At 73.9% G+C, this 19,235-nt stretch carries 14 protein-coding genes and 1 tRNA gene; 7 read left to right on the top strand and 8 right to left on the bottom strand.

The annotated features are described in order from the left end of the window. Positions 1-186: 186 nt before the first annotated feature. Together pgi and ACFVGO_RS12825 are read right to left on the bottom strand one after the other, a co-directional pair. Positions 187-1,848: a glucose-6-phosphate isomerase gene (gene pgi / locus ACFVGO_RS12830; protein ID WP_359901760.1), complete on the bottom strand. Its 1,662-nt coding sequence runs from the start codon at positions 1,846-1,848 to the stop codon at positions 187-189. A 196-nt stretch (positions 1,849-2,044) separates the two neighbouring features. Next, entirely contained in the window at positions 2,045-3,628 is a 1,584-nt protein-coding gene (locus ACFVGO_RS12825) for a Na+/H+ antiporter (protein ID WP_359901763.1), read from the bottom strand. A gap of 159 nt (positions 3,629-3,787) precedes the next feature. Between ACFVGO_RS12825 and ACFVGO_RS12820 the strand changes: the two genes are divergently transcribed. The 4 genes from ACFVGO_RS12820 (at position 3,788) to ACFVGO_RS12805 (ending at position 6,646) form a co-directional block, all read left to right on the top strand. Further along, complete coding sequence (locus tag ACFVGO_RS12820) at positions 3,788-4,696, top strand: NADP-dependent oxidoreductase (RefSeq protein WP_380631702.1); 909 nt, start codon at positions 3,788-3,790, stop codon at positions 4,694-4,696. Positions 4,697-4,770: 74 nt separating this feature from the next. Beyond that, a tRNA-Lys gene (locus tag ACFVGO_RS12815) sits at positions 4,771-4,844 on the top strand. A gap of 201 nt (positions 4,845-5,045) precedes the next feature. After that, positions 5,046-6,017 carry a GlxA family transcriptional regulator gene (locus ACFVGO_RS12810; protein ID WP_359901769.1) on the top strand — a complete coding sequence of 324 codons (972 nt, stop codon included), beginning with the start codon at positions 5,046-5,048 and terminating at the stop codon, positions 6,015-6,017. Next, complete coding sequence (locus ACFVGO_RS12805; protein ID WP_380351448.1) at positions 6,017-6,646, top strand: DJ-1/PfpI family protein; 630 nt, start codon at positions 6,017-6,019, stop codon at positions 6,644-6,646. Before ACFVGO_RS12810 ends, ACFVGO_RS12805 begins: the two co-directional genes overlap by 1 nt. Here ACFVGO_RS12805 and ACFVGO_RS12800 read toward each other — a convergent pair. Both ACFVGO_RS12800 and ACFVGO_RS12795 read right to left on the bottom strand, forming a co-directional pair. Continuing rightward, complete coding sequence (locus tag ACFVGO_RS12800; RefSeq protein WP_380631699.1) at positions 6,624-7,856, bottom strand: MFS transporter; 1,233 nt, start codon at positions 7,854-7,856, stop codon at positions 6,624-6,626. The two genes, ACFVGO_RS12805 and ACFVGO_RS12800, sit on opposite strands and share 23 nt — an antisense overlap. A 126-nt stretch (positions 7,857-7,982) precedes the next feature. After that, entirely contained in the window at positions 7,983-9,677 is a 1,695-nt protein-coding gene (locus tag ACFVGO_RS12795) for a chitinase (protein ID WP_380631697.1), read from the bottom strand. A gap of 200 nt (positions 9,678-9,877) precedes the next feature. Here ACFVGO_RS12795 and ACFVGO_RS12790 point away from each other — a divergent pair, with 200 nt between their 5' ends. After that, complete coding sequence (locus ACFVGO_RS12790; protein ID WP_380631695.1) at positions 9,878-13,099, top strand: S41 family peptidase; 3,222 nt, start codon at positions 9,878-9,880, stop codon at positions 13,097-13,099. A 13-nt stretch (positions 13,100-13,112) separates the two neighbouring features. Here ACFVGO_RS12790 and ACFVGO_RS12785 read toward each other — a convergent pair whose 3' ends face one another. Further along, positions 13,113-13,325 (bottom strand): hypothetical protein, encoded by a 213-nt coding sequence (locus ACFVGO_RS12785; RefSeq protein ID WP_359901784.1) that lies wholly within the window; start codon positions 13,323-13,325, stop codon positions 13,113-13,115. Between the two features lie 188 nt (positions 13,326-13,513). On the opposite strand from ACFVGO_RS12785, the gene ACFVGO_RS12780 reads away from it, so the two are divergent. Beyond that, the gene (locus tag ACFVGO_RS12780; protein ID WP_359901787.1) at positions 13,514-14,320 is read left to right on the top strand and encodes a phosphoribosyl-dephospho-CoA transferase MdcG domain-containing protein; all 807 of its coding nucleotides are present in this window, start codon (positions 13,514-13,516) and stop codon (positions 14,318-14,320) included. A gap of 119 nt (positions 14,321-14,439) precedes the next feature. Beyond that, entirely contained in the window at positions 14,440-14,979 is a 540-nt protein-coding gene (locus ACFVGO_RS12775) for a carboxymuconolactone decarboxylase family protein (RefSeq protein ID WP_359901790.1), read from the top strand. Between the two features lie 87 nt (positions 14,980-15,066). Here the strand turns inward: ACFVGO_RS12775 and ACFVGO_RS12770 are convergent, their stop codons facing one another. The 3 genes from ACFVGO_RS12770 to snpA form a co-directional block, all read right to left on the bottom strand. Beyond that, positions 15,067-17,145, bottom strand: coding sequence for a phosphocholine-specific phospholipase C (locus ACFVGO_RS12770; protein WP_380631692.1), 2,079 nt, complete (start codon positions 17,143-17,145; stop codon positions 15,067-15,069). 179 nt (positions 17,146-17,324) lie between these two features. Continuing rightward, complete coding sequence (locus ACFVGO_RS12765) at positions 17,325-17,984, bottom strand: pentapeptide repeat-containing protein (protein WP_359901796.1); 660 nt, start codon at positions 17,982-17,984, stop codon at positions 17,325-17,327. A gap of 248 nt (positions 17,985-18,232) precedes the next feature. Further along, positions 18,233-18,856 (bottom strand): snapalysin, encoded by a 624-nt coding sequence (gene snpA, locus ACFVGO_RS12760; RefSeq protein ID WP_359901799.1) that lies wholly within the window; start codon positions 18,854-18,856, stop codon positions 18,233-18,235. Between the last annotated feature and the right edge of the window lie 379 nt (positions 18,857-19,235).

Below are 19,235 nucleotides of genomic sequence, written 5' to 3'. Positions count from 1 at the left end.
CTGACTCTTAATCAGCGGGTCCGGGGTTCGAGTCCCTGGCGGCGCACAGACAGCCGGAAGGCCCTTCGCGAGAGCGAAGGGCCTTCCGGCGTTTCCGGCCCGAAGGCCTGAAAACCCGAAGGCCCGAAGGCCCGGGGCCCCGGACGACCGGGCCGCCCGCGCCGGAGCGGACGGCCCGACCCGGGCTCAGCGGCCGCGCAGCGCGCGGTAGCGGGCGACCAGCTCGGCGGTGGAGCTGTCCAGCTGCTCGGCGCCCTCACCGGTGAGCAGCACCGGCTCGATCCGCTTGGCGAGCACCTTGCCCAGCTCGACGCCCCACTGGTCGAAGGAGTCGATGTTCCAGATCGCGCCCTGGACGAACACCTTGTGCTCGTAGAGCGCGACCAGCTGGCCGAGCACGGAGGGGGTCAGCTCCCCGGCCAGGATGGTGGTGGTCGGGTGGTTGCCCTTGAAGGTCTTGTGCGGGACGAGCTCGGCGGGCACGCCCTCGGCCGCGACCTCCTCCGGAGTCCTGCCGAAGGCCAGCGCCTGGGTCTGGGCGAAGAAGTTGGCCAGCAGCAGGTCGTGCTGGGCGACCAGGCCGGGGGGCAGGTCGGCGACCGGCTTGGCGAAGCCGATGAAGTCGGCCGGGATGACCTTGGTGCCCTGGTGCAGCAGCTGGTAGTAGGCGTGCTGGCCGTTGGTGCCGGGGGTGCCCCAGACCACCGGGCCGGTCTGCCAGTCCACCGGGGTGCCGTCGCGGGTCACCGACTTGCCGTTGGACTCCATGTCCAGCTGCTGGAGGTAGGCGGTGAACTTGGACAGGTAGTGCGAGTAGGGCAGCACCGCGTGCGCCTGGGCGTCGAAGAACGCGCCGTACCAGACGCCGAGCAGGCCGAGCAGCAGCGGGACGTTCTGCTCGGGCGGGGCGGTGCGGAAGTGCTCGTCGACCAGGTGGAAGCCGTCCAGCATCTCGCGGAAGGCGTCCGGGCCGATGGCGATCATCAGCGACAGGCCGATCGCCGAGTCGTAGGAGTAGCGGCCGCCCACCCAGTCCCAGAACTCGAACATGTTGGCGGTGTCGATGCCGAAGTCCTGCACGCCCCGGGCGTTGGTGGACAGCGCGACGAAGTGCTTGGCCACCGCGTCGGTGTCGGCGCGCAGCCCGGTGAGCAGCCAGTCGCGGGCGGAGACCGCGTTGGTGATGGTCTCGATGGTGGTGAAGGTCTTCGAGGCGACGATGAACAGCGTCTCGGCCGGGTCGAGGTCGCGGACCGCCTCGTGCAGGTCGGCGCCGTCGACGTTGGAGACGAAGCGGACGTCGAGGTCGCGCTTGGCGTAGGAGCGGAGCACCTCGTAGGCCATCGCCGGGCCGAGGTCGGAGCCGCCGATGCCGATGTTGACGACGGCGCGGATCGGCTTGCCGGTGTGGCCCTTCCACTCGCCGCTGCGGACCCGGTCGGCGAAGGCGGCCATCTTGTCGAGGACGGCGTGCACCTCGGGCACCACGTTCTCGCCGTCGACCTCGATCACGGCGCCGCGCGGGGCGCGCAGCGCGGTGTGCAGGACGGCGCGGTGCTCGGTGTTGTTGATCTTCTCGCCGCGGAACATGGCGTCCCGCAGCTCGGCGACGCCGGTGGCGGCGGCCAGCTCGCGCAGCAGCTCCAGCGTCTCGTCGGTGACCAGGTGCTTGGCGTAGTCCACGTGCAGGTCGCCGACCCGGAGGGTGTGGCGGCGGCCGCGCTCGGGGTCGGCGGCGAACAGCTCACGCAGGTGGGTGTCGCCCAGCTCGGCCCGGTGCTTGGCCAGGGCGGCCCACTGCGGGGTGCGGTCCAGCGGGGTGCGGGCGTCGGCGCGGGTCTCCGACATCGGTGGGTCCTCGATTCATCTGGGTGCAGAAACCGGCAGGGCCAGGCGTGAGGGTTCGCCGAGGTCGTGCGGGTACTGGTGGTGCGCCGACTCCGTTGACGGCCTGCCCGGGTTCAGCCTATGCAACCCCGGGGCCGGTCGCGCACATTCCGCCCCGCGGGCGCGGGCGGTGCGCCCGCGGGGAGCGGACGCCCCGTCATTTCCGTTCGGAGCGCAGGTCGAGTCCGCGCAGCACCTGGTCGACCAGCTCCGGATCGGCGCCGAGCTCACTGCGGGCGGCGAGCATCTCGCGGCGGGAGGCGGCGATCATCTCCTGCTCGACGTCCCGGGCGGCGCGCCACTGGGCCATCCGCAGCTTGGCCTCGGCGGCCTCCTCCTCGGCGTAGTTCTCCGGGCAGAGCCGGGCCAGCCGGTCGTGCTGACGGTCCCGCAGGCGGTCGGCGACCTCGGCGGGCAGCCGGTCCTGCTCCTCCAGCTCGCCGAGCCGGCTGAGCCCGGCCTTGGCGGCCCGCCACCAGAGCTGGCGCACGGCCTGCTCGTGCTTGTCCTGGTCGATGTCCAGCTCGAACCGCTTGGCCAGCCAGGGCAGGGTGAGGCCCTGCACCAGCAGGGTGAAGAGCACCACGCTGAAGGCGATGAAGACCAGCCGGCCGCGCTCGGGGAAGTTCTCGCCGGAGTGCAGGGTGAGCGGGATGGCGAGCGCCAGGGCGACGGTGGCCACCCCGCGCATGCCGGACCACCAGAGGATCACGCTCTCCTTCCAGCTGAACGGCGTGTCCTCGTCGTCGCCGGAGCGCAGCTTCTTCGACAGCCAGCCGGCCGGCAGCAGCCAGAGCAGCCGGACCAGGACGACCACCGCGATGACCACGGCGGCGTCGCCGAGGAATCCGGTCCAGCCGCGGCCGGCCTCCTTGAGCACGGTGGCCAGCTCCAGGCCGATCAGGCCGAAGGCGACGCCGGTGATCAGGATCTCGACCACCTCCCAGAAGGCGTTGCCGACCAGCCGGTAGGAGACGGCGTCCGCGTCGGAGGCCCGCTCGGCGAGGTAGAGCGCGCAGACCACGACGGCGAGCACGCCGGAGCCGTGGATCTCCTCGGCCAGGGTGTAGGCGGCGAAGGGCACCAGCAGGTTGAGCGCGACCTGCTGGGTCGGGTCGTCCAGGCGCTCGGCGAGCCTGGTGTTGACCCAGCCGAGCGCGACGCCGACCACCACGGCCAGCACCGCGGACAGCACGAAGCGCAGCACCGCGTCGCCGGCCGAGAAGTCGCCGCTGACCATGGCCTCGATGGACAGCGAGTAGATGACGATCGCGGTGACGTCGTTGAACAGCCCCTCGCTCTCCAGGATCGCCACCAGGCGGCGGGGCAGCCCGACGCTCCCGGCCACCGCGACGGCGGCGACCGGGTCGGGCGGGGAGACCAGCGCGCCGACCGCGATGGCGGCGGCCAGCGGCAGGGTGGGCAGCAGCCAGTGCACGGTGCCGGCCACGGCGACCGTGGTGACCGCCACCAGGGCGACCGCCAGCAGCAGGATCGAGCGGGCGTTGGCCTTGAAGTAGCGCACCGAGGAGCGCCGGGCCACCGCGAAGATCAGCGGCGGCAGGACCAGCGGCAGGATCAGCTCGGGCTCGATGGTGACGTCCGGGATCTGCGGGACCAGCGCCATGACGATGCCGAGCAGGGTCATCAGCACCGGTTGCGGCACGCCGATCCTCCGACCGAGTGGCATGGTCACCACGGAGGCGAGCAGCACCAGGAAGAACAGGGGCAGCTGGCCCACGGGGAGGTTCCTCTCGACGACGGACGGCTGAGCGCCGCCCAGGATAAATCTGACAATGCGCCCATCGGTGTCGACACGCTGAACAATGACTTGACCTCAAGCACACTTCAGGTCGGATGATCGTCGACATCGGAGGGATCGAGAAGGGGCGGGAACAGCATGAAAGCGGTCACCGTGACGGGGAACGGCGGTCCGGAGGTCCTGCGGGTCGCCGAGGTGCCCGACCCGCGGCCCGGGCCGGGCGAGGTGCGGGTACGGGTGTACGCCGCCGGCGTGCAGCCGGTGGACCTCGCGATCCGCGAGGGGTTCCGCCCGCCGGGACTGGCGGTCGAGCCGCCGTTCGTCCTCGGCAACGAGTTCGCCGGGGTGGTGGACGCCCTCGGCCCGGACGCCGGGCACTGGCGGGTCGGGGACGAGGTACTGGGCTTCGGGGTGCTGGGCGGCCAGGCCGACCTGGTCACGGTGGACGCCGACCGGCTGGTGGCCAAGCCCGCCGGGATGCCGTGGGAGCAGGCCGGCTCGCTCTCCGCCTCCGGCCAGACCGCGCACGTGGCGCTCACCGGGCTCGGCGTCGGCCCCGGCGACACCCTGCTGGTGCACGGCGCCGCGGGCGGGGTCGGCACGGTCGCCGTCCAGCTGGCCCGGGCCTGGGGCGCCGCGGTGATCGGCACCGCGAGCGAGCGCAACCACGACTACCTGCGGGAGCTGGGCGCGGTGCCGGTCACCTACGGCGAGGGGCTGGTCGAGCGGGTCCGGGCGGTGGCACCGCAGGGGGTGACCGCGGCCTTCGACGCCGCCGGGCGGGGCGCCCTGGAGGCCTCCGTCGAACTGGTCGCCGACCGGACCCGGATCGGCACCGTGGTCGACTACCCCGGCGCCGAGCGGCTGGGCGTCCGGGGGCTGCGGGGCGAGCGGACGGCCGGAAGGCTGGCCGAGCTGGTCGAGCTCTGGGAGGCCGGCGGGCTGCGGCTGGAGATCTCGGAGTCGTTCCCGATCGAGCGGGTCGCCCAGGCCCACAAGCTGGTCGGCGCCGGGCACGTCCGGGGCAAGGTGGTGCTCACCATGTGAGCGCGCCCGCCTCCCCGGCCCGGGCCGATTGTGAGTTTCGGCTGCTGACCAGGTAATGTTCTCCACGTCAGCAGGCGCCGCTAGCTCAGTTGGTTAGAGCAGCTGACTCTTAATCAGCGGGTCCGGGGTTCGAGTCCCTGGCGGCGCACAGACAGCCGGAAGGCCCTTCGCGAGAGCGAAGGGCCTTCCGGCGTTTCGGCGTCCGCCCTCCCGTACGCCCGCCTCCCGCCCGCCTCCCGCGCGCCCCTCCGTTCCCACGCCGCCCACGTGCCCCCGGCACGCTCCGGATGGCAGGAAAGGTGGGAAGCAGGTCATTGCTGCCACCGCCCCCCGTTGGGAGGCTGGCCGTATGAGAGCGCACAGCGTGGTCATCGTCCTCTTCGAGGGCGTTCAGAGCCTCGATGTGACCGGCCCCCTGGAGGTGTTCGCGGGGGCGGGCCGGGCGTCCGGGCAGCCCCCGGCCTACCGGGTGACCACCGCCTCCCCCGGCGGCGGTCCGGTGCGCAGCCACAGCGGACTGCGGCTGCTGCCGGACGCGGACCTGGCCGAGGTCGGGGCGGTGCACACCCTGCTGGTTCCCGGCGGGATGGACACCGAGCGCCCGGACCCGGCCCTGGTGGCACGGATCCGGGAGCTGGCCGGACGGTCCGAGCGGGTGGTGTCGGTGTGCACCGGCGCCTTCCTGCTCGCCGAGGCCGGACTGCTGGCCGGACGCCGGGCGACCACCCACTGGGCCTACGGCGAGGAACTGGCCCGGCGGTTCCCGGACGTCGAGGTGGACCCGGACCCGATCCACGTCCGGGACGGGCGGATCGCCACCTCGGCCGGGGTCACCGCCGGGATCGACCTGGCACTGGCCCTGGTGGAGGAGGACCTCGGGCGCGAAACGGCCCTGCTGGTCGCCCGCCACCTGGTGGTCTTCCTGCGCCGGCCGGGCAACCAGGCCCAGTTCAGCACCCAGCTGGCCGCCCAGGTGGCGGCCCGGCGGCCGCTGCGCGAGGTGCAGCGGTGGATCGCCGAGCACCCGGAGGCCGACCTCTCGGTCGAGGCGCTGGCCGGCCGGTCGGCGCTGTCGCCGCGGCACTTCGCCCGGGCCTTCGCCGCCGAGGTGGGGGTGACCCCCGGCCGGTACGTGGACGGGGTCCGGCTGGAGGCCGCCCGGCGACTGCTGGAGGACACCGACGACGGCATCGAGGAGATCGCGCGCTCCTGCGGCTACGGCACCCCGGAGGCGATGCGGCGCGCCTTCGTCCGGGCCCTGGCCGCCCCGCCCGCCGAGTACCGACGCCGCTTCCGACCCGAACCCACCGGAGGTCACTGATGCGCATCGCCATCCTGCTCTACCCCGAGTTCACCACCCTGGACGCGGTCGGCCCGTACGAGGTGCTGTCCCGGATCCCCGGCGCCGAGGTGGTGTTCACCGCCGCCGAGCGGGGGCCGGTGCGCAACGACCTCGGCAGCCTGGCGCTCGTCGCGGACGCCGCCCTGGACGAGGTGGACTCGGCCGACCTGCTGCTGGTGCCCGGCGGGCCCGGGACGGAGGCCCAGCTGACGGACCGGGCCGTGCTCGACTGGGTGCGCCGGGTGGACGCGACCACCACCTGGACCACCTCGGTCTGCTCCGGCTCGCTGATCCTGGGCGCCGCCGGGCTGCTCAAGGGCCGCCGGGCCACCAGCCACTGGGGCGTCCTGGACCGGCTGCCGCACTACGGGGCGGAGCCGACCGGGACGGAGCGGGTCGTCATCGACGGCAAGTACGCCGTCGCCGCCGGGGTCTCGGCCGGGATCGACCTCGCCCTGACGCTGGCCGGCGTGATCAGCGGGGACACGACCGCGCAGGCGATCCAGCTGCTGATCGAGTACGACCCGCAGCCGCCGTACGCGTCGGGCTCCCTGGCGAAGGCGTCCCCCGAGGTGGTCGAGGCGGTCAACCGGCTGATGGTGCGCTAGGTGTACTGACCACGGAGGCCGCGCCCCGCCGGGGCGGGAAGGCGTGGCGGCGGGCGGCGGTGGCCACTGCGAGGACGGGGAGCATCAGCGCGAGCACCGTCCAGGGCAGGGCGCCGGTGCCCAGGCCGCTCAGGACCAGGCCGCCGACCACGCCGCCGCCCGCCATCGCGGCGTTCCACAGGGTCACCAGGACGGCCTGGGCGGCGTCCGCCCGCTCCCCGCCCGCGTCACCGAGCGCGGTCTGGAGCAGGGTCGGGACGCCGCCCCAGCCCAGGCCCCAGAACAGCGCCGCGACGTACACCGGCGGCGCGCTGCCGGACCGCACCGCGAGGACGGCCGCCGTCAGCGCGACCAGCAGCGCGGCGCCGATCGTCAACTGCCGCAGCCGGCGGTGGATGTGCGCGCCGATCAGCCAGACGCTCGCCAGCGAGGCCAGCCCGAAGACCAGCAGCACGGTGCCGGTGGCGCCGCCGAGGCCGGCCCGGTCCAGGAAGGGCGCGATGTAGGTGAACAGGATGGTGTGCGCGAGCACGAAGAGCACCGTCACGGTGAGCACCGGCCGCACGCCGGGCACGGCGAGCGCCTCGCGGACCGGTGCCCGCTCACCGGCCGGCTGCCCGGGCTGGTCCGGCAGCAGCGCCGCGATCCAGCCGATCACGCCGACCGCCAGTGCCGTCATGGCCAGGAAGGGCACCCACCAGGCGAGCACCTGCCCCAGGAAGGTGCCGACCGGCACTCCCAGCGACAGCGCGACCGGCACGCCCGCCATCGCCACCGCCATGGCCCGGCCCTGCTGCTCGACCGGCACCAGCCGGCGCGCGTACCCCGCGAGCAGGGCCCAGGCCAGGCCGGCCGCGACGCCCGCGAGGAAGCGGGCGGCCAGCGTGAGCGGGTAGCTGGTGGAGACCGCGGTGACGGTGTTGGCGACCGCGAAGCCCGCCATCGCGGAGAGCAGCAGCCGCTTGCGGCCCCAGCCGGCGGTGGCCGCGCTGAGCGGGATCGCGGTGACGGCGGAGCCGATCGCGTAGACGGTGACGGTCTGCCCGGCCGCGGACTCGCCGACCCCGAGCGCCTCGCTCATCCCGGGCAGCACGCCGGCGGGCAGGTTCTCGGTGAGACCGGTGACGAAGACGGCGGTGGCCAGGGCGAGCAGGGCGGACAGGGGAAAGGGCTTGCGGGGTACCGGGGTTGTGAGCTGTGTGGTCGCCATGGGGCCATGCTCGGACCTCACACCGGTGTCAGGTTCAAGCATGGCCCCGAAGGCGTCGGCTCGCGGGGCGTCCGGCCCGCGGAACGTCCGAATGGCCGGGGCGTCCGGGTCGGCGGAGCGTCCGGGTCAGCGCCCGAAGTAGCCGTTGAAGTTCTTGGAGAACTCCTGGCCGCCGAACCGGTCCCAGTTGATCGACCAGGTCATCAGCCCGCGCAGGTTCGGCTGCGCGCCCGAACGCGGCACGTACGTCCCGCAGTTGGCCAGCTTGGTCAGGCAGTCGAGCGCCTTGTTCACCTCGGCCGGGGCGACGTAGCCGTTGCCCGCGTTGGTGGTGGCCGGCATGCCGATGGCGACCTTGGAGGCGGGCAGTGCCGGGAACACGTTGCTGGTGTTGCCCGCCACCGGGAAGCCCTTGAGCAGCATGTCGGTCATCGCGACGTGGAAGTCGGCGCCGCCCATCGAGTGGTACTGGTTGTCCAGGCCCATGACGGAGCCGGAGTTGTAGTCCTGGACGTGCAGCAGGGTGAGGTCGTCGCGCAGCGCGTGGATGACCGGCAGGTACGCCCCGGCCCGCGGGTCCTGGCCGCCCCAGGGGCCCGATCCGTAGTACTGGTAGCCGAGTTGGACGAAGAAGGTCTCCGGCGCCATGGTCAGCACGAAGCCCGGGCCGTACTTGGCCTTGAGGGTCTTCAGCGCGGAGATCAGGTTGACGATGACCGGGCTGGTCGGGTTCTTGAAGTCGGTGTCACCGGTGTTGAGGGAGAGCGAGTGCCCCTCGAAGTCGATGTCCAGGCCGTCCAGGCCCCACTTGTCGATGATCGCCGAGACGGAGCTGACGAAGGTGTCCCGGGCGGCGGTGCTGGTCAGCTGGACCTGGCCGTTCTGGCCGCCGATCGAGATCAGCACCTTCTTGCCCTGGGCCCGCTTGGCGGCGATGGCGGCCTTGAACTCGTCGTCCGACTCGACGCCCGGGCACTCGGTGGCCGGGCAGCGGTTGAAGCGGATGTCGCCGGAGGTGACGGAGGTGGGCTCGCCGAAGGAGAGGTTGATGAAGTCCCAGGAGTTCGGGACGTCGGCCATCCGGGTGTAGCCGGCGCCGTTGGCGAAGCTCGCGTGCAGGTAGCCGACCAGGGTGTGGCTGCCGGCGGGCGGGCTGGTGGGCGTGCCCGTGGGGGTCCCGGTCGGGGTTCCGGTGGGCGTTCCGGTCGGGGTGCCCGTCGGCGTCCCGGTCGGGGTCGCGGTCGGCGAGGCGGTCGCGGTGGGTGTCGGCGTGGGCGTCGGGCTGGGCGCGCCCGGGCCGTCCAGCGAGATGTCGTCCGCGTAGTAGGTGCCCTGGCCGTACCAGCCGTGGGTGTAGACGGTGGCGCTGGTCTGGCTCGCGCCGGTGGTGAAGCTGAGGCTGAGCTTCTGGTACGCGCCGCCGGTGCCGGGCGTCCAGGTGCTCGGGCCGCCGCCGTCCACGCCCAGGTAGACGTACGAGCCGTTGACGAAGGCGCTGAGCGTGTAGGTGGTGTTCGGGGCGACGGTGACGGTCTGGCCGCACTGGGCGGTGTCGCCGGCCGTGGCGGCCGCAGCGAGCGCGCGGCTGCCGCCGTGCACCGGGCCGGTGACGACGCTGCCGGAGTTGCCGGTGCAGCTCCAGGGGCCGAGCGAGCCGGACTCGAAGCCGCCGTTGGCCAGGAACTCGCCGGCCGAGGCGGCGGGGGCCAGACCCAGTGTGACGCCGACCAGGGCGGCTGCGGCGACGGCGGAGGCGGTACCGGCGGCGACGGCCGCGCGGCGGCTCGTGACCGGGGTTCCGGGGACGGGTGTTCTGCGCATGCGGGCGCTCCTGCGATGGCGCGGTCGTGGGGGACGTCCGAGGGCACGCCGGAGCACGCGCCAGTGGGGGGAACGGCCCGGCCTGGCACCCAAGTTGGACTAGACCACTGAAGTGGATTCGACCGGGCGGTGTCAATGGTCCAGACCGGTTCCCGGCTTCTCCGGTTGCCGGGGGTGACACCCCGTCGAAGGATGGAGGGGTGACCCCGCCCGGCTACCTCCGCCACCCCCACCTGCACGGCGACCTGCTCACCTTCACCGCCGAGGACGACGTCTGGATCGCCCCGCTGGACGCCGACGGCGCCGGCACCGGCCGGGCCTGGCGGGTCGGCTGCGACCGCACCCGGGTCAGCGACCCCCGCATCTCCCCCGACGGCACCACCCTCGCCTGGACCAGCTGGCTCGGCCTCACCCCCGAGGTGTGGACCGCCCCGGTCGACGGCGGCCGGGCGAGCCGGCTCAGCTTCTGGGGCAGCCAGGACACCCGGGTGCGCGGCTGGCTGCCGGACGGCGAGATCCTGGCCGTCACCTCCTACCACGAGCCCTTCGGCCACTACACCTGGGCGCACGCCCTGCCACCGGACGGCTCACCCGGCCGCCGGATGCCCTGGGGGCCGGTCGGCGACGCCCAGATGAGCCACGAACGGACCGTGCTGCTCACCGGCGCCGCCCCGCACGCGCCCGCCGCCTGGAAGCGCTACCGGGGCGGCGCCACCGGCCGGCTCTGGGTGGACGGCGAGCGGATCCTGCCCGAGCACACCGGGCACCTCGCCGCCCCCATGCCGGTCGCCGGCCGGGTCGCCTTCCTCTCCGACCACGAGGGCATCGGCAACCTCTACTCCTGCCGCCCCGACGGCACCGACCTGCGCCGCCACACCGACCACGCCTCCTACTACGCCCGCGAGGCCGCCACCGACGGCACCCGGATCGTCTACCAGCACGCCGGCGACCTCTGGCTGCTGGACGGCCTGGACGCCCCCGCCCCGCGCCGGCTGCGCGTCCCGCTCGGCGGCGCCCGGGCCGGCCGCCGCCCGTACCAGGTCGGCGCCGCGAGCCAGGTCAAGGACCTCGCCTGCGACCAGACCGGCCGGGCCGGAGTGATCACCGTGCGCGGCAGCCAGTACTGGCTCACCCACAAGGACGGCCCGGCCCGCGCGCTCGCCGACACCCCCGGGGTGCGCACCCGGCTGCCGGTGGTGCTCGGACACACCGGCGAGGCGGCCTGGATCACCGACGCCGAGGGCGCCGACGCGATCGAGGTGATGCCGCTGCCCGGCCACGCCGAACCGCCGGGCCACGCCGGGCCGCGGAAGCACCACCACCGGGTGCTCGCCGCCGGACGGATCGGCCGCGTCCTGGAGCTCACCGCCTCCCCCGACGGCAGCCGGCTCGCCGCCACCACCTCGGACGGACGACTGCTGCTGGTCCGCGCCGCCGACGGCGAGGTGCGCGAACTGGCCGCCTCCGGCTACGGGCCGGTCTCCAGCGCCCGCTTCTCCCCCGACTCGCACTGGATCGCCTGGTCCGAGCCGGTCGCCGGGCGTTCACTGCGCCGCATCCGGCTCACCCGCACCGACGCGCCCTCCTCGACCACCGACGTCACCGACGGCCGGTTCGAGGACGAGCAGCCGGTGTTCACCCGGGACGGCCGCTACCTGGCCTTCCTGTCCTGGCGCGGCTTCGACCCGGTCCACGACGTGCACACCGGCGACCTCTCCTTCCCGCTCGGCTGCCGCCCGTACCTCGTCCCGCTCGCCGCCGACACCCCCTCGCCGTTCTCCGCCCCGGCCGAGGACGGCGCACCGCACCACGACGGCGACGGCACCGTCCGGGTCGACCCGGACGGCATCGGCGAGCGGCTGCTCCAGTTCCCGGTGATCGCCTCCAAGTACTCGGCCACCGACGCGGTGCGCGGCGGCCTGGTCTGGCTGCGCTGGCCGATCTCCGGCACCCTCGGCCAGACCTTCGCCAGCCCGGAGGACACCTCGGGCCGCCCCTCGCTGGAGCACTTCGACCTGGCCCGGGGCACCCGCAGCACCGTGGTCGACAAGCTGGACGGCTACGCGGTCTCCGGGGACGGCGGCTCGATCGCGGTCTACTCGGCCGGGACGCTGCGGGTGATCCCGGTCGGCGCCCCCTCCGCCGGGACCACCGTCGACCTGCGCCGGATCACCCACACCGTGCACCCGGCCGCCGAGTGGCGCCAGGCCTACCACGAGGCGGCCCGGATCGTCCGGGACCAGTTCTGGGACGAGCAAATGTCCGGCCTGGACTGGCCCGCGCTGGTCGCCCAGTACGAGCCGCTGCTGGACCGGATCTGCTCCCCCGACGACTTCGCCGACCTGCTGCGCGAACTCCTCGGCGAACTCGGCACCTCGCACGCCTACGTCACCCCGTCCCGGCGCGCCGAGGGCCCCACGCTCGCCCAGCAGCCGCTCGGCCTGCTCGGCGCCAACGCCCGCCACGCCCCCGACGGCCGCTGGCTGGTCGACCGGGTGCTGCCCGGCGAGACCTCCGACCCGCGCGCCCGCGCCCCACTGGCCGCCCAGGGCGTCCGGGACGGCGACGAGTTCCTGGAGATCGGCGGCCGCCCGGTGGACCCGCTGCGCGGACCGCTGCCGCTGCTGGCCGGCACCGGCGGCAGCACGCTCGAACTGGCCCTGCGCAGCGGCCCGGACGGCCCGGTGCGGCGGATCGTGATCACCCCGCTGACCGACGAGCGGCCCATCCGCTACCAGGACTGGGTGACCAGACGACGCGCACTGGTGCGGGAGTTCAGCGACGGGCGGTGCGGCTACCTGCACATCCCGGACCTCGGCGGCTCCGGCTGGGCGCAGTTCAACCGGGACCTGCGGCGCGAGCTGGACAAGCCCGCGCTGGTCCTGGACGTCCGCGGCAACGCCGGCGGCAACGTCTCCGAACTGGTGCTGGAGAAACTCTCCCGGCACGTCCTGGCCTGGGACTTCAGCCGGGACCGCCGACCGGTGCGCTGGCCCCGGCACGCACCGCGCGGACCACTGGTGGCACTGGCCGACGAGGCCACCAGCTCGGACGGCGACGTGATCATCGCGGCGATCAAGCTGCTCGGGCTCGGCCCGGTGATCGGCACCCGCACCTGGGGCGGGGTGGTCGGGATGAGCGGGCGCCACACCCTCGGCGACGGCACCCAGATCTCGGTGCCGAAGAACGCCTCCTGGTTCGGCGGCGGGCTGGGCTGGTCGGTGGAGAACCGGGGCGTCGAGCCGGACGTGCACGTGCTGCGCACCCCGCGCGACTGGGCCCGGGGGCGCCATCCGGAGCTGGTCGCGGCCGTCCAGCTGGCCCTGGAGCTGCTGGAGGACGCGCCCGCCGCGGCGCCCCCGCCGGAGTCCACGCCCCGGCCGGACCTGCGGCGACCGCCGCTGCCGCCGCGTGCGGGGTGATCCCCGGGCTCAGTCAGCCCCAGGGGTCGCCCTCGGCGGTCATGTTCTCGGCGGCGCGCCGGTCGTCCTCCTCCTGGGCGAGCCGTTCCTGCTGCTCCCGGGTCCGCTCGACGTCGTTGCCGTAGGCGTCGGCGGCCTCGTCGTGGGCGAGGGCGGCGCGCTGGGCGGCCTCCTGCCCGGTGGACTCGTGCTGCGGCCGGTGGAACAACCTGTCGAAGATGCCCATGACTCCTCCAAACGGGGTGGACGGGAGGTCGGAAGACCGGGCTGCCCCCACTCTCACACCGGGTGCCCACGGGCGCACCTTGAGCCTTTGGTCCCTGGTGGACGCGCCCAAGGACCGTAGCCGCGGGCCCTCGGCCGGGCGCAGATTGGGGCCGTCGGCGAAATCGACGCCACCCTCTGGAGCCCGCTGTGACCGTCGCACATCCCGGAAGCCACGCCCGGCGCACCGCCGAGGACCCGCACGACGGACCGCGCCGGCGGGTCGGCCCGCTGGCCGCGCTGGACGGCCGGCTGCCCGGCGCGCACGACCTGCTGCTGATGCAGTGCCCCAGCTCGCTGCGGCCCCTCGCCGGCGGCGAGCTGCCGCCGTGGGCGCGGGCGGTGCTGCGGGCGCACCCCTGGGTGACGGTCGGCCGGGCACCCGCCGTGGTCGGCAGCCCGGTGGACCTCCCGCACCCGCAGCGCTGCACCCGGGACCCGGAGGCGGCGCCCGAACTGTGGTTCCCGGTCACCGTGCGCGGCCCGCGCCCCGGACAGCGGATGGACGCGCTGGCCCCCTGGGCGGCGGTGGCCCGGACGCTGCGGCCCGAGCAGCTGGTCGAACGGCGCGAACGGCTGGCCCCCGAACGGCTGGCCGGCATCCCGGCGCTGGCCCTGCTGCCGGAGGTCGGCCGGCTGGTGGCGGACCACCGGCTGCCCTGGGGCCCGATCGGCGCGGTCGGCTACGAGCTGGGCAGCGGGGTGCCGGTGAGCGGACCGCTCAGCCCGCTGCGGCTGGTGCTGCGCTGCCCGCAGCCGATCAGCCGGCGCGACGCCCTGCAGCTGCGGCGGGCGCTGACCAAGCTGCCGGTCCCCGTGCAGGCCGAGCTGGAGACCCGGCACGGCTCGGTCCAGCTGGCCGAGTACGCCTCCGGCGCCCACAGCCTCACCCTGCTCACCCCGGACGGCCCCCGCGAGGTCCGTGACCCGTGGTTCCCCCGGGGACCGTTCGTCTGAGCGGCCGGACCGGTCGGGCGGCTCCCGCCGGAGCCGGGGCAATCTCGGAGTTGGCGCGAGGGCGCGGCACCCGCGACGATGGAGCGTCCTCCGACCGTCCCGGACAAGGGAGTTGCCCCGTGCCGCACATCACCATCGACAACGGACAGCCGGGAATCAGCGGGCTGCTGGCGCTGCGCCCGGACACCGCGGCCCCGCTGGGGATGCTCGCCAACGCGCTGCTGCGGGACCCGGCCCCGATGAGCCGGGGCGAGCGCGAGCTGGTCGCCGCCTACGTCTCGCGGCTCAACGGCACCCGCTTCTGCGAGGGCTCCCACAGCGCCTTCGCCGCGGCGCAGTTGGACGGCGGCGAGGACCTGGTGAAGGCGGCCCTGACCGATCCCTCGGCCGCGCCGCTCACCGAGCGGATGCGGGCCCTGCTGCGGATCGCGGCGGAGGTGCAGAAGCAGGCCGCGCCGGTTTCGAAGGAGGCGGTGGCGGCGGCCCGCGCGGCCGGCGCCGGTGACACCGAGATCCACGACACCGTGCTGATCGCCGCCGCGTTCTGCATGTACAACCGGTACGTCGACGGTCTGGCCACCGACCTTCCCGAGGACCCGGGCTACTACGCCGAGGGCGCGAAGCGGATCGTCGACTCCGGCTACGCCCGCGGGAACTGAGCAGCGGGGGCCGGAGCACCGGGCGGCGCCGTCCTCGGACGGCGCCGCCCGGCGGCGTTCGCGCGCCGCGCCCGGTGCGTTCGGCCGTCAGCCGGTGACGCTCGCCGCACCCGTCTCCAGGTGGCCGGTGAAGCGCTGGGACCAGCTGCTGTCGGCGTCCACCGTGACGGTGAAGTCGTACCAGCCGTTGTTGTACGCGACCGCGTTGAAGACGTCGCCGACGCTGCCGCCGGCCGGGACCTGGTACGTCCAGGGGCCGTCCGTCCGGTAGTTGTTCGAGGCGATGGTGAAGGTCACCGCCGTGCTGCCGGAGTTGGCCAGCTCGAACCGGAGCGCGAGCTTCCCCGTCCCCGGCTCGACCGCGTACGAGGCGGTGACGGCCGCGTTCCTGCCCGCCTTGGTGAGGTCGCCGGTGAAGCGGCGCAGGAAGCGGTTCGGGCCGACGACGGTCAGGTCGTACTTGCCGTTGCCGAAGCCGTTGGTGCCGCAGTTGAAGAAGTCGGTGACGGGGCTGCCGGAGTCGACGGTGTACTGCCAGGGGCCGCCGCTGCGGTAGGCGTTGGCGTAGGCGGCGAAGTGGGAGGCCCGGGCGGCGCCGTCGTTGGACATCTTCACCCAGACGTGCATGACGCCGCCGGCGTCGGCGTCCCAGTGGTCCAGGTTGGCGTTCGGCTGGTACGGCAGGGCGCGCGCGGGCCGGGTGCCGGACTCCTGCACCGGCAGCTGGTTGTTCACCGGGGCCGGGTTGGGCAGCGGGCCGCAGGCGGACAGGCCGATGGTCTGCGAGGTGTCGGGCAGCGCGGGCAGGCCGTACACCGGGTGGGCGAAGTCGAACACGCTGGTCAGGTCGCCGCAGACGCGGCGGCGCCAGTCGCTGATGTTGGGACAGGCGGCGGGCTTGCCGAGGGCTGCCGTCCAGACCTCCAGGAAGCGCAGCACCGAGGTGTGGTCGAAGGTCTCGGAGTTGACCCAGCCGCCGCGGGTCCACGGCGAGACGGCGATCAGCGGGACGCGGAAGCCGAGGCCGATGTTGGTGCCGTTGTAGAACTCGCCCGGGGTGCCGGCCGGGGCGGCCGGCGGCGGGACGTGGTCGAAGAAGCCGTCGTTCTCGTCGTAGTTGAGGAACAGCACGGTGGAGTTGAAGACGTTCGGGTCCGCGTTGAGCGCGTCGATCACCATGTGGACGAAGTGCGCGCCGTCGGCCGGGGTGGCGTACGGGTGCTCGGAGGAGGCCTGGTCGGCGACGATCCAGGAGACCTGCGGGAGGGTGCCGGCCAGCACGTCGGCCTTGATCGCGGCGGCGATGTCGTCCGGGGTCTTCCCGGTGGCCTTGGGCACCGAGCCCATGCCCTTGACCGCCAGCGGGCTGCCGGCCGGGGCGCCGGTGAAGTTGGTGAAGTACGCCAGGGCGTTGTCGCCGTAGTTGTCGGCGGCGTTCTGGTAGACCTTCCAGCTGACGCCCGCCGTCTCCAGCGCCTCGGCGTAGGTCTGCCAGCGCAGGCCCTTCTCGTCGCCGCCGTCGTAGGCCGGGCCGCCCGCGGCGCCGGACGGGTCGATCTGGCCGGACCAGTGGTAGGTGCGGTTGGGGCCGGTCGCGCTCAGCACGGAGCAGTGGTAGGCGTCGCAGATGGTCCAGTTCTCGGCCAGCGCGTAGTGGAACGGGATGTCCTGGCGGGTCAGGAAGCCGAGCGTGCGGACGTTGCCCTTGGCGGCGACCCAGGAATCCAGCTTTCCGCCGTTCCAGGCCTTGTGCTGGTCGGACCAGCCGTGGCTGAGGTCCCCGTTGCACTGGGCGAGGCGCTCGGGGTCGGCGCCGCCGGCCGGCTTGGTCTGGCTGAACTGCCACGGGTACTGGCGGCCGAACAGGCCGTTGGGCTGGTTGAAGACGCTGTAGCCGCCGGATATCTGGATCGCGCTGCGGTCGGCGAAGCCGCGCACGCCGCGCAGCGTGCCGAAGTAGTGGTCGAAGCTGCGGTTCTCCTGCATCAGGATCACCACGTGCTGGGCGTCGGTGATGGTGCCGGTCGTGCCGAGCGCGGTGGTGGCGGCGGTCGCGGCCGTGCCGCCCGGGGCGGCCCCCGCGGCGGCACCGGTGCCGGCCACCGCGAGGCCCGCCGCGGCGGCACCGGACAGCGTGACGAACTTCCTACGACTCAACTCGGCCATCAGCCCGGCCCGTCCCTTCGCTGGCGATGTTGTGCACACAAGTCGGAGCTCACCCGATCGCGCAGCAGTCTCCACCGCGCGCGAAGCGGCCCACCAGATGCGTGCGGCAGGATTGGCGGACTGTTCGTCGGGGCGTCACCGAGCGACGCCCGGCTGAACGGGCGAAGGGGGCCGGGTGCTCAGCGGTCCTTGACCTCGATTCCCAGTGCGTGGGCGAACTGCGGTGCCAGTTCCATCAGTTGTGGGGAGCTGATGACCGCGCCGCGCAGCCCCTGGTGGCCGTCGGCCAGGCCGAGCCGGACGGCGCCGCGCAGGTCCGTCCGACTCAGCGTCGCGCCGCGCAGCCGGACCTCCTCCAGGGTCGAGCCGGGGAAGGACACCCCGGTCAGCTTCGCCCCGCCGAAGTCCACGTCGCGCAGCAGGCAGTCCTCGAACACGACGTCCCGCAGGACCGCCGAACGCAGGTTGACCGCCTCCAGCTTGCAGCCCCGGAACACCACCCGGCGCAGCGCCGAGCCGTACCCGGCGACCCCGGCGAGCACCCCGCCGACGAAGGAGCTGTCCTGCCACTCGGAGTCGCTCAGGTCGCAGGCGACCCAGCGGCCGGCCTGCACCCACACCTCGTTGAACCGGGCCTGGCGCAGCTTGACCCCGCTGAGCGCGACACCGGTGAAGGCGCACTCCAGGAAGGCCGCCCCGGCACCCGACTCGTCGGTGTGCTCGCCCCCGTCGAAGTGCGCGGTGTCGTACCGCTCGTCGCTGCGCAGCGGCCCGGTGTGCGGGCGCAGCAGCTCGGCGTACGGGAGGTCGGCGAGCCGGTCGGGGACGGCACGGGACATGGCGGTGGCTCCTGGCGGTCGGGGGCGGAGGGGTCTCGCCCGCATGCTCGCACGCGGCACCGACAACGCCCGGCAGCGACGACACCCGGTTCCGACGGCACCCGCGGCGACGACACCGGTTCCGACGACGTCCGGCACCCGGCACCCGGCGACGCCCGGCAGCAGCGCCGGCCCGACACCTCCCCGACACGGCGGTGCCCCGGACCGGCCGCCTCGGCGCGGCCGGTCCGGGGCGTTCACCGCTCGGGTCAGCCGCGCACCCAGAGCGAGTTGACGCGGGTGCGCTCGGCGCTGTTCGGGTACGGGTTGGTGCAGGAGGTGCCGGGGCCGCCGCCCGACATCAGCTCGCTGCACGGACCGGAGTAGTGGTCCGGCAGGCCGAGCACGTGCCCGGTCTCGTGCGCCACCACGCGCACCGAGCTGTACTGCTGGTTCTGCTGGTAGTCGAGGAAGACGTAGCCGCGCCCGTGGCCGTCGGTGCTGGCGTAGGAGCCGCGGCTGTCGTTGCCCTCGTAGTAGCGGAAGTCGGCGGCCGAGCCGGACCGCAGCTGGACGTTGGCGACCGAACCGTTCCAGATCTGCGCGGCCTGGGATATCTGGTTGCGGAAGGACGGGGCGGAGCTGGCGTCGTAGGTGACGGTGACGGTCGCCAGGCCGGGGTTGGCGGCCTGCTTGGCCTTGGCGGAGGCCATCACGGCCTGGAAGAAGGCCTGGTTGTTCGCGGCCTCCGCGGCCGAGCCGGCGTACGTCGAGGCGGTGTAGCCCTGCACGGCCGGGGCGGCCGGGGCCGCGGCGGCGGCCGTGGTGGGCAGGACGGCGAGGCCGGCCGCGAGGGCGAGGCCGAGGGTGGCGGACAGCACGGATCGCTTCATGTGGGGGCTCCGATTCCTTAGGTGACGTGGCCGGTTGGGGGCCGGCCCGGGGGAACACCTGGTCAACGGGTGGTGTCCCCAGAGCTTCGGGCAACCCGGTGCGTGCGCGGATGATGCCAACCCGCGATAGCACCGTCCAATACCCCTGCGATGGGGCCGAATTGAGTTGTCTTTTCCTGGCCTTGACTCAATCGTTCCCCTGGCATTCCGTTCCGGCGGCGGCTAGGCTCCCGTCCGGGGAAGTACCCGGTGCGGGGGGGGGGGGCGAGGGGGGGAGGGGGGGGGGAGAGGCCCAAACCACCCGGCGGGGGGGGGGGGTTGGGGGGAGGGGGGGCGGGGGAAAACGGAGGAAAACGGGCGGCCGGCCAGTCCCAACTCT

The sequence above is a fragment of the Kitasatospora sp. NPDC057738 genome (genome assembly GCF_042798815.1).
Lineage (GTDB): Bacteria > Actinomycetota > Actinomycetes > Streptomycetales > Streptomycetaceae > Kitasatospora > Kitasatospora lactacystinica.
This window is presented reverse-complemented; position numbering and strand designations above follow the sequence as displayed.

Excerpts from the sequence above, each read along its gene's own strand:
- ACFVGO_RS12795 (WP_380631697.1), bottom strand. The coding sequence starts at position 9,677 with ATGCGCAGAACACCCGTCCCCGGAACCCCGGTCACGAGCCGCCGCGCG.
- ACFVGO_RS12800 (WP_380631699.1), bottom strand. The coding sequence starts at position 7,856 with ATGGCGACCACACAGCTCACAACCCCGGTACCCCGCAAGCCCTTTCCC.
- snpA (WP_359901799.1), bottom strand. The coding sequence starts at position 18,856 with ATGAAGCGATCCGTGCTGTCCGCCACCCTCGGCCTCGCCCTCGCGGCC.
- ACFVGO_RS12765 (WP_359901796.1), bottom strand. The coding sequence starts at position 17,984 with ATGTCCCGTGCCGTCCCCGACCGGCTCGCCGACCTCCCGTACGCCGAG.
- ACFVGO_RS12810 (WP_359901769.1), top strand. The coding sequence starts at position 5,046 with ATGAGAGCGCACAGCGTGGTCATCGTCCTCTTCGAGGGCGTTCAGAGC.
- ACFVGO_RS12805 (WP_380351448.1), top strand. The coding sequence starts at position 6,017 with ATGCGCATCGCCATCCTGCTCTACCCCGAGTTCACCACCCTGGACGCG.
- pgi (WP_359901760.1), bottom strand. The coding sequence starts at position 1,848 with ATGTCGGAGACCCGCGCCGACGCCCGCACCCCGCTGGACCGCACCCCG.
- ACFVGO_RS12770 (WP_380631692.1), bottom strand. The coding sequence starts at position 17,145 with ATGGCCGAGTTGAGTCGTAGGAAGTTCGTCACGCTGTCCGGTGCCGCC.
- ACFVGO_RS12785 (WP_359901784.1), bottom strand. The coding sequence starts at position 13,325 with ATGGGCATCTTCGACAGGTTGTTCCACCGGCCGCAGCACGAGTCCACC.
- ACFVGO_RS12820 (WP_380631702.1), top strand. The coding sequence starts at position 3,788 with ATGAAAGCGGTCACCGTGACGGGGAACGGCGGTCCGGAGGTCCTGCGG.